General features: G+C 67.4%; 12 protein-coding genes and 1 pseudogene. 6 read left to right on the forward strand and 7 right to left on the reverse strand.

What is annotated here, in order from left to right; translation table 11 throughout:
• Nucleotides 1–35: 35 nt before the first annotated feature.
• The 5 genes from deoC to nirB all read right to left on the reverse strand — a co-directional run bounded on the left by deoC (nucleotide 36) and on the right by nirB (nucleotide 6,836).
• Nucleotides 36–761 carry a deoxyribose-phosphate aldolase gene (deoC, locus tag NFU08_RS09410; RefSeq protein ID WP_251422496.1) on the reverse strand — a complete coding sequence of 242 codons (726 nt, stop codon included), beginning with the start codon at nucleotides 759–761 and terminating at the stop codon, nucleotides 36–38.
• Nucleotides 762–882: 121 nt separating this feature from the next.
• Nucleotides 883–1,752, reverse strand: coding sequence for an FAD-dependent oxidoreductase (locus tag NFU08_RS09415; RefSeq protein ID WP_251422499.1), 870 nt, complete (start codon nucleotides 1,750–1,752; stop codon nucleotides 883–885).
• A gap of 226 nt (nucleotides 1,753–1,978) precedes the next feature.
• Nucleotides 1,979–3,139: a uroporphyrinogen-III synthase gene (locus tag NFU08_RS09420; RefSeq protein ID WP_174175631.1), complete on the reverse strand. Its 1,161-nt coding sequence runs from the start codon at nucleotides 3,137–3,139 to the stop codon at nucleotides 1,979–1,981.
• A 14-nt stretch (nucleotides 3,140–3,153) separates the two neighbouring features.
• Nucleotides 3,154–4,188: a uroporphyrinogen-III C-methyltransferase gene (gene cobA / locus NFU08_RS09425; protein WP_251422503.1), complete on the reverse strand. Its 1,035-nt coding sequence runs from the start codon at nucleotides 4,186–4,188 to the stop codon at nucleotides 3,154–3,156.
• 2 nt (nucleotides 4,189–4,190) lie between these two features.
• Nucleotides 4,191–6,836: a nitrite reductase large subunit NirB gene (gene nirB / locus NFU08_RS09430; RefSeq protein ID WP_251422506.1), complete on the reverse strand. Its 2,646-nt coding sequence runs from the start codon at nucleotides 6,834–6,836 to the stop codon at nucleotides 4,191–4,193.
• A gap of 270 nt (nucleotides 6,837–7,106) precedes the next feature.
• Between nirB and nirD the strand changes: the two genes are divergently transcribed.
• Entirely contained in the window at nucleotides 7,107–7,493 is a 387-nt protein-coding gene (nirD, locus tag NFU08_RS09435) for a nitrite reductase small subunit NirD (RefSeq protein ID WP_251422509.1), read from the forward strand.
• A 3-nt stretch (nucleotides 7,494–7,496) separates the two neighbouring features.
• Here nirD and NFU08_RS09440 read toward each other — a convergent pair whose 3' ends face one another.
• Complete coding sequence (locus tag NFU08_RS09440; RefSeq protein ID WP_251422512.1) at nucleotides 7,497–9,257, reverse strand: phospho-sugar mutase; 1,761 nt, start codon at nucleotides 9,255–9,257, stop codon at nucleotides 7,497–7,499.
• Nucleotides 9,258–9,350: 93 nt separating this feature from the next.
• The gene (locus NFU08_RS09445) at nucleotides 9,351–10,169 is read right to left on the reverse strand and encodes a purine-nucleoside phosphorylase (protein WP_174175641.1); all 819 of its coding nucleotides are present in this window, start codon (nucleotides 10,167–10,169) and stop codon (nucleotides 9,351–9,353) included.
• Between the two features lie 106 nt (nucleotides 10,170–10,275).
• Here NFU08_RS09445 and NFU08_RS09450 point away from each other — a divergent pair, with 106 nt between their 5' ends.
• The 5 genes and pseudogenes from NFU08_RS09450 to NFU08_RS21005 all read left to right on the forward strand — a co-directional run.
• On the forward strand, nucleotides 10,276–11,691 hold the full coding sequence (locus tag NFU08_RS09450; RefSeq protein WP_174175643.1) for an NAD(P)H-quinone dehydrogenase: 1,416 nt from the start codon (nucleotides 10,276–10,278) through the stop codon (nucleotides 11,689–11,691).
• Nucleotides 11,692–11,842: 151 nt separating this feature from the next.
• Entirely contained in the window at nucleotides 11,843–12,028 is a 186-nt protein-coding gene (locus tag NFU08_RS09455) for a PspC domain-containing protein (RefSeq protein WP_174175645.1), read from the forward strand.
• A 63-nt stretch (nucleotides 12,029–12,091) separates the two neighbouring features.
• Nucleotides 12,092–12,637, forward strand: a complete 546-nt coding sequence (locus tag NFU08_RS09460) for a flavodoxin domain-containing protein (RefSeq protein ID WP_251422516.1) — start codon at nucleotides 12,092–12,094, stop codon at nucleotides 12,635–12,637.
• A 176-nt stretch (nucleotides 12,638–12,813) separates the two neighbouring features.
• Nucleotides 12,814–13,245: a hypothetical protein gene (locus tag NFU08_RS09465; protein ID WP_174175649.1), complete on the forward strand. Its 432-nt coding sequence runs from the start codon at nucleotides 12,814–12,816 to the stop codon at nucleotides 13,243–13,245.
• Between the two features lie 33 nt (nucleotides 13,246–13,278).
• Nucleotides 13,279–13,359, forward strand: a pseudogene (locus NFU08_RS21005) (hypothetical protein); the annotation flags it as partial.

The following is a 13,359-nucleotide window of genomic DNA, read 5'->3' on the forward strand; positions in this document are numbered from 1 at the left end:
CCGCGGGGCTCAATCTGTGGCGGCTTCCGGTGCCTTCAGTACGACGACGAACCCTGTTCACCGTTCACAATGGCAATCCCGGAGCTGGCACCAATACGTGTTGCACCAGCTGCAATCATAGCCTGCGCATCCGCAAGGGAGCGTACCCCGCCGGAGGCCTTGACGCCCAGGCCGGGTCCCACCGTTGCGCGCATCAGGACGATGTCCTCCGCTGTTGCACCGCCCCCGTTGAAGCCGGTGGAGGTCTTCACGAAGTCCGCGCCGGCTTCCACAGCCGCCTGGCAGGCCGTGACCTTCTGGCTGTCGGTGAGCAGCGCCGTTTCGATAATGACCTTCAGAATCGCGCCGCTGGCGTGCACTGCCTCGGCCACGGAGGAGATGTCCTCAACGAGCGCGCCCTTGTCCCCGGCCCTTGCAGCGGCGATGTTGATGACCATGTCCACTTCATCGGCCCCGTCCAGCACCGCGCCGCGGGCTTCGAAGGTCTTGACGTCGGTGGGTGTGGCACCCAGCGGGAACCCCACCACCGAGCAGGTGAGGACCCCGGTGCCCCTGAGCGCGGTCTTGACGGTCTTGACCCAGATGGGGTTGACGCAGACTGACTTGAAACCGTATTCGGCCGCTTCCGCGCATACCTTGAGGACGTCGGCTTCCCCAGCCTCAGGCTTCAGCAGCGTGTGGTCGATGTAGGACGCTATTCTGCCGGAACCTGCGGCGCCGGTGGCTGTGGTCTGAACGGAAGGGGTGGCTTCGTTGCTCATGATGGTCCTCTCCAGGGGCCTGTGGGCCGGGCGTTGTAACGCCCATGACTCGTTTCGGAACCATCTTGCCACAGCAAGGATCGCCGCCTGCCCCGGGGGCGGGAGGCGTCCCTTCGTGCCGTCAGGCCGCTGCCTGCAGCGGGACGGCGCCCGAGTCAGCCGAGGCCGCGGTCAGCAGCTGGGTGGCGCAGGCGCCCGCAGCGGAAGCCGCCGCAACCAGCAGGCCCAGCCGGACGCCGTCGAACGCTGCGGCGTCACCGAGGGCCCAGATGCCGGGAACCGACGTCCGGAAGTCCTGGCTGATGACAATCCCTCCGCTGGGCGCGGTCCGCAGGCCGGCGCTGGCGGCCAGTCCGTCCCGTGAGACCCGCTCCTCCGCCAGAACCACCAGGTCACCGTTCATGCTGCTGCCGTCCTCGAAGATCACCGCGGACGCAGCCAGGCCGGACGCGGACGTGCCGGGAACGACGGCGGCCGGGCGGGCTGTGGTGCGGACCGGGCGGACGCCCTGGGCGCGGAGCACGGCCTCAGCCTGGCCGGCCGCCGTGCCGTTGCCCACCAGGATGCCCAGCGGGCGGCGGCCGAGCTCCCTGGCTACCTCGCTGACGGCCTCCCCGATGCGGGCGGCATCGTCAATGGTGGAGTAGCTCAGGCAGGCGCCCGCTCCTTCCACCGGGCTGGCCACGGGTGCCGATCCGGTGGCGATGACCAGCTGGTCGTAGGCGAATTCCATGCCGTCCGCGGTGGCCACGGTGCGGTTGACGGCGTCGATGTGGCTTGCCGGCTGGCCGAACCGGACCGAGACCTGCGGCAGCAGCGCCAGCTCCAGCAGTTCCTCCGGGGTGTCGTCCCGGTTGCTCAGCACGGTGATGGTGCCGGTGAAACGGGCCCGGTCCAGCTGGCTGACAAGCGCCTGGGCAGCAGGACCTGCCCCCGCGATGACAATGCGGGTGGCGGCGGAGGTGGATGTGGAGGGTGCCGGAGCGGACATGTGCTGGCCCTTTCGCTGGCGGCCGGAAGCGGCCGGAACTTCGTGATGGAACCCAGCGTAGGCCCGTGCCTTTTCCGGCGTGTTTCCCGGCAGTTGCTGTTTAAAGGCCCGGTGTTCGCCAGTGTTTACCGGCCGGTAACAGAACCCGTGACCTGCCTCTCATCCGCCAGCTGGCCGACACAATTGCCTTGTGCTGCTGCCCGTCGGTGCTGTCCGTTCCGGACTCCTAGACGCGGATACGGTAGCCGCGCTTCACCACAGTTTCCACCAGGCGGCCGTCAGGCAGCGAAGAGCGGAGACGGCTGACGGTCATGTCCAGGGCGTGGACGGAACCGCGGAGTTCCAGCAGGTCGGACAGCGATTCCCGGGACAGGACCGCGCCGCCGGCACCGAGCAGGGCGCGCAGGAGCAGCAGCGGTGCGGGGGCGAGCTCCACCGGCTGCCCGTTGATGCGCAGGCTGCGGCCGCGCAGCTCGATGTTGCCGGACCGGGTATCCAGCCGGCGCACGTGGTTGAGCGCGAGGTGCTCGCACACCAGCCGGATCAGCGCACCCATCCGGAACCGTTCCGGGATCAGCGGTGTCACGCCGGCATCCAGCAGGGGCTGCGCCGTGACCGGACCCACCACTGCCGTGGTGACGTTGGTCTTCAGGCTCTCGATCAGCTGCTTGTAGACGCCCATTTCGTGGGCGGTGCTCCACATGGCATCCACCGCGGGTGCGCTGGTGAAGGTGAGGACGTCCAGGTTCCCGCTGCAGGCAGCCTCGATGAGCCGGGGGAGCCGGTCCTCGCCGTCGGGCTTCACCCAGCGGTACGGCGTGACTGTCAGGACGGTGGCGCCGGACATGCGCAGGCGTTCCAGCTGCCGCACATCGGTGTAGCCGTGCAGCTGCACGGCAACGGTTTTCCCGCGCACGCCCTCGGCCAGCAGCATGTCCACCAGCGTTGCGGTGGTTTCGTCGCTGCTTATTCCGACGTCGGCGAGGCCGGCGGCGCGCACCGCACCGCGGGCTTTGGGTCCGCGGACGAACATCCGGCAGGCGCCCAGGGTCTCGAGCAGTTGCTCGCCAATACCGAAGGAATCCGCGGCCTCGCACCAGCGCCGCATCCCGTAGGCGGTGGTGGCGATGCAGAGGTCCGGCCGCGCCGCGATGATGGCACGGGTGTCCTCGATGAGCCGCATGTCCTCCTGCACGGGTGCGATTTTCAGGGCGGGGGCGTGCAGCACTTCCGCCCCGCGGCGTTCCAGCGCCTCGATCAGGTCCTGGGACCGCCGGTGCGAGGTGACACCGATGCGGAAACCCTCCAGTGGAGCCTCTGCGGCGTCGGGTGCTTCTTCAGGCGTTCGTTTGACCTGCGGTGGTTCGGCCGGTGCAAGTGCAGTCATGGGGGTCAATCCTTTCACGAACCCAGCAGCGAGGCCGCCAGCCTGTCCAGGTCGGCTGCGGCCTCGGCATGCCCGCGGTTGGCTTCAGCCACGCGAACCACCTCGCCGATGACCAGCACGGCGGGGTTGCTGCAGCCGGCGGCGGCGGAGGCGATGGTGCCCAGGTCCGCGATGGTGGTGCGCTGGCCGGGGCGGTAGCCGCGCTCCACCACGGCCATGGGCATGTCAGCCCGCATCCCGGCCCGGCGGAGTCCGGCAGCGAGCTGGTGGAGCGTTCCGATGCCCATCAGCACCACGATGGTCCCGCCGAGGCCGGCAAGGTGCTGGTGCTCCTTCTCGGTCAGCGGGGCGTGGCCGGACACCACGGTGAACATGTGGCTGACTTCGCGGTGGGTGACGGGGATGCCCGCGGCAGCCGGGACGGAAATGGCGCTGGTGACGCCGGAGATCACGCGGACCTTGACGCCGGCGGCCACGCAGGCGGCAACTTCCTCTCCGCCACGGCCGAAGACATACGGGTCCCCGCCCTTGAGGCGGACAACATTGTTGCCGGCCAGGGCGCTCTCCACCATGAGCTTCTCAATGTCGCCCTGGCTTACCTTGTGGTGGCCGGGCTTCTTGCCCACGTCCACCAGTTCGGCCGAGGTGAGGGAGGGGAGCTCCTGGTACGGGGCCAGCCGGTCGTAGAACACCACGTCGGCGTCACGGAGGGCCTTGACGGCGGCGACGGTGAGGAGCTCGGTGGTGCCGGGGCCGCCGCCCACCAGGGTGACGTGGCCCGGGGTGCCGGCAGCCGGCTCCACAGCGACCGGAATCCCCGTGTCGCGGCAGCGGCCAAGGAGGGATTCCCAGCCGGGCTGTCCGTCCTCCACGGCCGCCACCAGGAAGGGGCGTTCGGGCAGCGGGCCGTCGTGCGCCGAGCCCTGCGGAGTGCTGAGGCGGTAGACGACGGCGCCGGCGGCTTCGTAGCGGCGGACCGCCTGGCGGGCAGCGTGGTCCGAGCCCGTCACCAGTACTTCACGGCCGGTGAGATCAATGCTGAGCTGCATGCCTATACCTCGTTCTCGTCGCGGGACCTCAGGGGGATGGAAGCGCCAATCAGGACTGGCTGCTGGGCGGCTGCCGCCTTCTCCTCGGCGGTGGCGGGGCGCATCTGGCCGCGCTCGTCCGGGACGAAGGTGATGGAGTCGTCCTTCTGGTCGGGTGCATTGACGAAGGAGCGGAAGCGGCGCAGCCGCTCGGGGTCCTTCAGGGTGTCAGCCCATTCGTCGATGTAGGTATCCACGTGCTTGGCCATGGCGGCCTCGAGGTCAGCGGCGATGCCCAGGGTGTCCTTGACCACGACGTCCTCAACGTGCTTGATGCCGCCGTCGAGCTCTTCCTGCCACCGCGCGGTGCGCTGCAGCCGGTCGGCGGTGCGGATGTAGTACATGAAGTAGCGGTCGATGTATTTGATCAGCGTTTCGTCGTCGAGGTCCTTGGCGAGCAGCTGCGCGTGGGCGGGCGTTGCGCCGCCGTTGCCGCCGACGTACAGGTTCCAGCCGTCCGCGGTGGCAATGACGCCCACGTCCTTGCCGCGGGCCTCGGCGCATTCGCGGGCGCAGCCGGAGACGCCCATCTTGAGCTTGTGCGGGCTCCGCAGGCCGCGGTAGCGCAGTTCCAGCTGGATGGCCATGGCCACCGAGTCCTGGACGCCGAAGCGGCACCAGGTGGAACCGACGCAGGACTTCACCGTACGCAGGCTCTTGCCGTAGGCCTGGCCGGATTCGAAACCGGCGTCCACCAGTTCCTTCCAGATTTCCGGCAGCTGCTCCAGGCGGGCACCGAACATGTCGATCCGCTGGCCGCCGGTGATCTTGGTGTACAGGTTGTACTTTTCGGCGACGGCGGCGATCACGCCCAGCTTCTTGGGGGTGATCTCACCGCCGGCGATGCGGGGGACCACCGAGTAGGTGCCGTCCTTCTGCATGTTGGCCAGGGCGCGGTCATTGGTGTCCTGCAGGGTGCCGCGGCCGGCGTCCAGCACGTAGGCGCTGTTCTGGCTGGCCAGGATGTTGGCGATGGTGGGCTTGCAGATGTCGCAGCCTGCGCCGGTGCCGTACTTGGCCATGATCTCTTCGAAGGAGGTGAGTTCCAGGACGCGGATGGCGTCGAACAGTTCCTGGCGGGACAGTTCGATGTGCTCGCAGAGGGCCTTGGAGACCTCGACGCCGGACTTGGTGAGTTCGGTTTCCAGCAGTTTCTTGAGCATCGGCACGCAGGAACCGCACTGGGTGCCGGCGCGGGTGCAGCCCTTCAGCTCGCCCAGTTCCTGGACGGGGGCGTTGCCCTCGCAGGCGCCGCAGCCGTTGATAGCGTCGCGGATGCTGCCGGCGGTGACGTTATTGCAGGAGCAGAGGGTGGCGTCGTCCGGAAGTTCCGTTTCGGGGGCTTCGCCGCCGCCTGCCGCGGTGAGGAACGCGCCGGGTTCGGCGGGAAGCTCGCGGCCGAGGAGCGGGCGGAGGCTCATGTACGGTGAGGCGTCGCCCACGAAGATACCGCCCAGGAGGGTCTTGGCATCGTCTGTAGTGACGATCTTCTGGTACACGCCGCGGGCGGGGTCGGCGTACACGATTTCGAGGGCGTGTTCGGTCTTGGCGAACGCATCGCCGAAGCTGGCCACGTCAACGCCGGAGAGCTTGAGCTTGGTGGCGGTGTCGAAGCCGGGGAACGTTGCGTCGCCGCCGTGCAGCCGGTCGGCCACAATCTCCGCCATGGTGTTGGCGGGGGCAACCAGGCCCAGGCACATGCCGCCGAAGTTGGCCACCTCGCCGATGGCCCAGATGCCGGGCACTTCGGTTTCGCAGTAGTCGTTGATGACCACGCCGCCGCGGGGACCCAGGCTGAATACCTGTTCCTCGCCCTCGGCGGCGCGGAAGAGTTCGTCACGGGGCCGGACGCCGATGGCCACAATGACCATGTCTGCTTCGATGATGCGGCCGTCCGCCATGAGGACGCCGGTGACCTGGCCGTCGTCGTCGGACAGGACTTCTGAAGGGAACACGCCGCCGTGGACTTCGAAGCCCTTCGCCTTGATGAGCCGTCCCATGGCCTGGCCGGCGCCTTCGTCCAGCTGCGTGGCCATCAGCCACTGCGATCCGTCAATGACGATCGGGTTGGCGCCCAGCTGCTCCGTGCCGGCGGCGGATTCGAGGCCAAGGAGGCCGCCGCCGATAGTGACTGCGTTGACCTTGCGGCCCAGCTTCTCCTTCAGCCCGGCGATGGCCTCGTTGATGGCCCATACGTCTTCGAGGGTGCGGTAGACGTGCGTGTGTTCGGCGCCCGGGATGGGCAGGCGTGCGGCGTTCGAGCCGGTGGCCACCACCAGCTCGTCGTATTCGAAGGTGTTGCCGGCAGCCGTCTCCACGGTCTTGGCCCCGGCGTTGATCCTGATGACCCGCTCGCCGGTCTTGAGCTCCAGGGATGGGTGGTCCCACATGGCTGCGGTTCCCAGCGTAAGGTCCACGTCCTTGTCCGTGAGGGCCTTGGAGAGGGCAACACGGTCGTAGGGCAGGTGGGCTTCCTCAGTGAGGACCGTGACATGCCAGCCATCGAGGCCACGGGCATGCATTGCGTCCGCAAAACGGTGAGCCGCGGGGCCGCCGCCGGCGACGACGATGCGGCGCGGAGTCTCTGTGCTTGAAGTCTGTTCGGTCACTGATGGCCTTTCGCATGGGCCGCAGTGGAACTGCAGCCTTCTCTGTCGAGCTGTCCATCCAGACTAGGGAGACGCAGTTTCGCTTCAGTTTCCCAATTGTTTCGTCAACTTAACTTCTGCATCACGAACGCATTTCCGGCCGTGTGAGGTGTCTTTTACGCGCCGGACACATTCACTGCACGCCTCTGAAACACCCGGAGCCTAGCGTGGTTCACGGCTGCAAAGGCGGCCCACTGAGAAGGATTACCCGCACAGGGAGAGGAGCCGGACATGACGGCAACACTGGAACTTGGGGCACTCGAAGCCGGCCTTGACGAGGCGGTATCCGGGATCACGGGCGGCTGGCACAGCGTGTGCCCGGTGGAGGACCTGGAGATTGCCTGGGGCGAGGCAGCCCTGGTTGCGGGACGCCAGATTGCCCTCTTCCGCACGGGCGCCACCGAGGTTTTCGCGGTTGCGCACGAGGACCCTGCCACGGGAGCACACGTCATGGCGCGCGGGATCCTGGGCTCACGCGGGGAGCGCCCCACCATCGCCTCGCCGCTGCACAAAGAGGTCTACGACCTCGAAACCGGTGAATGCTTCAGCACGCCCGGCCTGGCCATCGCCACCTTCCGCACCCGCATCAGCGACGGCATGGTCGAGGTTGAGCTGTAGCGGCTAGAGCCCCAGCGCTTCACTGACGTCGCGGAGCACGTCATCCAGCGCCGCCCGTACTGCCTGGCGGGCGGCCGGCAGTTCCGCGGCGGAACCCACATGCTGGATTACTTCGAGGTAGCACTTGAGCTTGGGCTCGGTGCCGCTCGGACGGATGATCACGCGCGTCAGGTCCCTGGTGACGTACAACAGCCCGTCCGTGGGCGGCAGCTCGTCGCTGCCCTCGGCCAGGTCCGTGTACACCTCAACAGCGGATGATCCGAACGTTTCCGGCGGGGAGACCCTGAGCCGGTTCATCATCGCGTCCAGGAGCCCCAGGTCCGCAACCCTGATGCTGAGCTGGTCGCTGGCGTGCAGGCCGTGCTGCAGGTAGAGCTCGTCCAGGGTGTCGAAGACGGTCTTGCCGTCAGCCTTGGCGGCCGCCGCGAGCTCCGCGATCAGCAGGGCAGCCGAGATCCCGTCCTTGTCCCGCACCAGATCCGGCGCCACACAGTAGCCCAAGGCTTCCTCGTAGCCGTACACAAGCCCGGGAACCCGGGAAATCCACTTGAACCCGGTCAGCGTCTCCTGGTGGGCATAACCGGCCGCTGTGGCGATGCGGGCCAGCAGCCGGGAGGACACGATCGAATTCGCGAACACTCCCTGGGCACCTTCCTCCGTGCCGCCGTCGTCCGTTGCCCTGCCCGCGGCGATCCTGGCGGCCACGTGGGCTCCCAGGAGCGCGCCAACCTCGTCCCCGCGGAGCATCCGCCAAGCGCCGGTATCAGGGTCTTTCGCCGCAACGGCCGCCCTGTCGGCGTCGGGATCGTTGGCAATCACAATGTCTGCCCCCAGCCGTTCAGCCGACTCCAGCGCCAGGTCCAGGGCGCCGGGTTCTTCCGGGTTGGGAAAGCTGACGGTGGGAAAATCCGGGTCCGGCTCGGCCTGCTCCGCCACCAAGGTGATGTCCTTGAAACCTGCGGCGTTCAACACCGCCAGCGCGGTCCCGCCGCCCACACCGTGCAGGGGAGTCAGGACGATGCCCAGGTCGCGGGCCGGGAACTCTCCGGGCATGGCCAGCGCGGCCGTGGAGCGTTCGTAGTCGGCTGCAAGGGTTCCGTCCAGGACAGTCCAGCCGGAAGGGGCAAGGGTGATCGAATCCAGTGGCCCCACCGCGTTGATCCGGGCGGCGATGGCGGCATCGTACGGGGTGACGATCTGTGCACCGTTGCCGTTCTCCGGCACGGCATGGCGGCCCAGGTACACCTTGTACCCGTTGTCCTGCGGCGGGTTGTGGCTGGCAGTCACCATGACCCCGCCGTCGCATTCCAGCGCCCTGACGGCGAAGGCCAGCAGGGGAGTGGGCAGCGCCGCAGGCATCAGGAACGTCTCGATCCCCGCTGCCGTGAAAATCGCTGCGGTTTCCTCGGCAAAGATGTCCGAGTTGTGCCGGGCGTCGTAGCCGACGACGGCGCGCGGCCGGGTTCCCGGGGAGGACTCGCCGACCGCCGAGAGCAGGAAGTCCGCCAGGCCGGCGGCGGCCCGGCGCACCACCACCCGGTTCATCCGGTTCGGACCAGGACCCAGGGCCGCCCGCAGTCCCGCCGTGCCGAACTGCAGCGTCCCGCGGAAGCTGTCCTCGAGTTCCTGGCGGGCTGCCGGGACACCGTTCTCCACCTGCCGGATGAGCTCGAGGAGGGAGGCCGACGTCACCGGATCCGGGTCTTGGGCAGCCCACGTGCGGGCATCATTGAGCAGGCGGATTTCGGCATCGGAGGACGTCATGGGCCTAACGCTATCGTTATTGGCCCGCCACTTCTTCCAACCCCGGCCACGAAATGCCCGTGGCAGGGGCGCCGCGGGTGACCGCGCCGCCGGTCAGAGCCGGGCGATGATCTCTGCCAGCAGCTTCGAAATCCGCGGGCCGGCAGCCTGACCGGACTCGATGACCTCCTGGTGGCTCAACGGCTGGGGGCTGATGCCGGCGGCAAGGTTGGTGACCAGCGAAATGCCGAACACCTCCATGCCGGCGTGCCGCCCCGCGATGGCCTCCAGCGCCGTCGACATGCCCACGAGGTCGGCGCCGATGCGCTTGGCGTACTGCACCTCGGCGGGCGTCTCGTAGTGGGGGCCGGGGAACTGGGCGTAGACGCCTTCTTCCAGGGTGGCGTCGACGTCACGGGCCAGTCCACGGATCCGGGCAGAGTAGAGATCCGTCAGGTCCACGAACGTGGCACCCTCCAGCGGCGAGGCGGCGGTGAGGTTGATGTGGTCGCTGATCAGCACCGGGGTGCCCGGGGTCCAGTTTTCCTGCAGCCCGCCGCAGCCGTTGGTCAGCACCAGGGTCTTGCAGCCGGCGGCAGCCGCTGTGCGGATGCCGTGCACCACCGCGCGCACGCCCTTGCCTTCGTAATAGTGCGTCCTTGCACCCAGCACCAGTGCCCGCTTGCCGCCCGAGGTCAGGACCGAGCGGATGGTGCCCACGTGTCCTTCCACCGCCGGGGCGTGGAAACCGGGGACCTCGTCGGCGGACAGGGTGGCGGTGGTTTCGCCAATCAGGTCGGCTGCCTCGCCCCAGCCGGAGCCGAGGACCAGGGCGACGTCGTGGCTGTCCACGCCCGTTTCCTCGGCGATGTAGTCGGCAGCGGCACGCGCGGCGGCAAAGGGATCGGTGTTCAGGAAGTCAGTTGTACTCACTGGTACAAGCTATCCTGCCGTCCGTCGCGCCGCCCACCCTGGGCCGGTTTTCCTGAGAGACCGTTTTCTTTGGCCGTGCGGGGGAGTTGCAGGAGAATGATTGTTTGTGACTACGCATCCAGATTTCAGTTCCCCCCGGATCGCAATCCTGGGAGGTGGTCCGGGCGGGTACGAAGCCGCCATGGTGGCCGCCTCGCTGGGGGCGCAGGTCACCATCATCGAGCGTGCAGGACTGGGCGGATCGGCCGTGCTGACGGACGTCGTTCCGTCCAAGACCCTGATCGCCACCGCGGACCTGATGACCCGCGTGGGGGAGGCGGGCGAGCTGGGAGTGAAGTTCGACGTCGACGGCGGCGACTTCGTGCCCGTGATGCGCGCCGACCTCAAGCACATCAACGACCGTTTGCTGAACCTGGCCCGCAGCCAGTCCAAGGACATCCATGACGGCCTGGAGAACCTGGGCGTGCGGATCATCACCGGGTCCGGCCGGCTGCTGGATGACCGGACCATTGAAGTCCTCACCGCGGATGGCACCGAGACCGTCGAGGCGGACACCATCCTGCTCGCCGTGGGCGCCCATCCGCGCGAGCTTCCCACGGCACGGCCGGACGGCGAACGGATCCTCAACTGGACGCAGATCTATGACCTCGATGAGCTGCCCGAGGAACTGATTGTGGTGGGTTCCGGTGTTACCGGGGCCGAATTCGCCTCCGCTTACAACGGACTGGGATCCAAGGTCACGCTTATTTCCAGCCGTGACAGGGTGCTTCCCGGATCCGATGTGGACGCGGCAGTAGTACTGGAGGAAGTCTTCGAACGCCGCGGCGTCCGGGTCCTCTCGCGCTCCCGTGCCGAGACCGTGGAGCGGACGGACGACGGCGTGGTGGTCACCCTCAGCGACGGGTCCAAGGTCACCGGCAGCCACTGCCTGCTGTGCCTGGGCTCCATCCCCAACACCGCAGGGATCGGCCTTGAAGAGGCCGGCGTGGCGGTCAGCGAAAGCGGCCACATCAAGGTGGACGGCGTGTCCCGCACCTCGGCCCCCAACATCTATGCCGCCGGTGACTGCACCGGCGTGCTGCCGCTGGCCTCCGTGGCGGCCATGCAGGGCCGCATCGCGGTGGCGCACTTCATGGGTGACACCGTCACCCCGCTCAAGCTGCACCAGGTGGCCTCAAACATCTTCACGTCCCCGGAAATCGCGAACGTGGGCGTCTCGGAAGCTGAGATCGACTCGGGCAAGTACCAGGGCGACATCATCAAGCTCTCGCTGCGCAGCAACGCCCGCGCCAAGATGCGGAACCACCGCGACGGCTTCGTGAAGATCTTTGCCCGCAAGGGCTCCGGCACGGTGATCGGCGGGGTGGTCGTAGGACCGAACGCCTCGGAGCTGATCTTCCCCATCTCCATCGCGGTGAAGCAAAAACTGCACGTGGACGACGTCGCCAGCACCTTCACCGTCTACCCGTCCCTCAGTGGCTCCATTTCGGAGGCGGCCCGCCGCCTGCACGTCCACCTGTAGGGGCGCGTCGGAATCCACCGGGTTCCAGGAGCCCGTGAGTCTGGACCACTCCGCGCAGCCTGCATAGACTCCTCAAAGGGACGGCCGGGAATTCCATCAGCGGATTTCCCGGCCGTCCCTGCACCAGCCATCAGAAGGGTAGGCGGAAGAAATGTCAGCAGCACTCGTGAGGCCGCGCAGCGGCAAAATCATCGGTGGGGTGTGCGCGGCCCTGGCAGCCCGTTTTGGGCTTCCAAAATTCCTGGTCCGGTTGGGCTTCGTCATTTTTGGCCTGGTGGGGGTCGGCGAACTGGCCTACATCGTGCTCTGGATCCTTATTCCCAAGGCCCCGGCCTAAGTATGCGCGCACCGGGGACGTTGTGCCCTACTGCTCCACCGCACCCTGCAGGCACAGTGGAGCATGGCTTCCATATACATTGCCTACGGCAGCGTTGAAGGGCAGACGGCCCACATAGCGGAGTACATCGCCGATGTGATCCGGGCGCACGGGCACCACGCTGAAACCGCGGACCTCAAGCATGCTCCGGACAGCATTCCGGACGGGCAGGACGCCGTCATCGTGGCGGCGTCGGTGCATGTTGGCAAGCACGAGGGTTATGTTGCGGACTTTGTCCGCAAGAACCGCAGCGAACTTGATCGTTTGCCGTCCGCCCTGGTCTCGGTCAGCCTTGCCGCCCAAGGGGATGAAGCCAGTGCGGAGGGCTACGTGGAAAAGTTCGAGGAGGAGACCGGCTGGCACCCCCGCCATGTAGCGATGTTCTCCGGTGCGCTGATGTACACCCACTACAACTTCCTGAAACGCCAGATGATGAAGAAGATCGCCAAGGACAGGGGCTCCCAGGACCTGGACACGTCCCGGGACTACGTCTACACCGAGTGGGACGGCGTGAAGCGCTTCGCCGAGGACTTCCTGGCCGGGGTAACTCCTCCAGGCTTCACCCCGTGAGAACCCCCGCGGCCCTACCCGTCATGTTCCTTGCTGCGTCCGCTTTGCTTGGCGGGTGTTCGCAGCCCGGGAACCAAAACACTCCGGCGCCGGCACCCCGCCCCTCCACCGGTGGGACCAGCCCTGCCTGCGACCTCATCACTCCTGAAATTGCCGCGAAAGTCGTACCCGGGATCATGCCTGCAGGCCAGAACAGCAGTGACAGGCCACCCGGAAGCAAGGCCTACCTCTGCACGTATTCGAGCAAGTCCATGGACGGAGGCATCACGGCCCTGTCGGTGGCACTCACCTCGCCCGCCTCATCGCAGGACATCTCCACAGCGAAGTCGGCGCCCGGCTGCTCACCCGTCACCGGAATCGGTGACTTCGCCTGCCTGCAGTGGACCGGCTACTTCCGGGGCGAGGCCGGGGGCGCCTCCGCGAACGTTGTCCTCACGGCTGTCCGGGGCGACGAAACGCTCGAAATGCCATACGTCACCTCTGCGCCCATGAACGGCGCTCCCGCTCCCGACGGCGATGCGATGGCCCGTGCGCTCGCACAGGCAGCAGTGGACGCCGGCTGGGGCAACGGCACCCCGCTCGGCGTTCCCGCGGCCCCCGCTTCCTAATACGAAGGTGATGGCTGTCAGGCTGCGGTAGCGGGGGTTATGGTGACGTTGAAGCCGAGGTTGTTGAGCTTTTTGATGGCGTTGTTTTTGGCTTTGATCGGGTCCAGACGGGTG

This window comes from Pseudarthrobacter sp. NCCP-2145 (genome assembly GCF_023708005.1).
GTDB classification, from domain to species: Bacteria; Actinomycetota; Actinomycetes; order Actinomycetales; family Micrococcaceae; genus Arthrobacter; species Arthrobacter oxydans.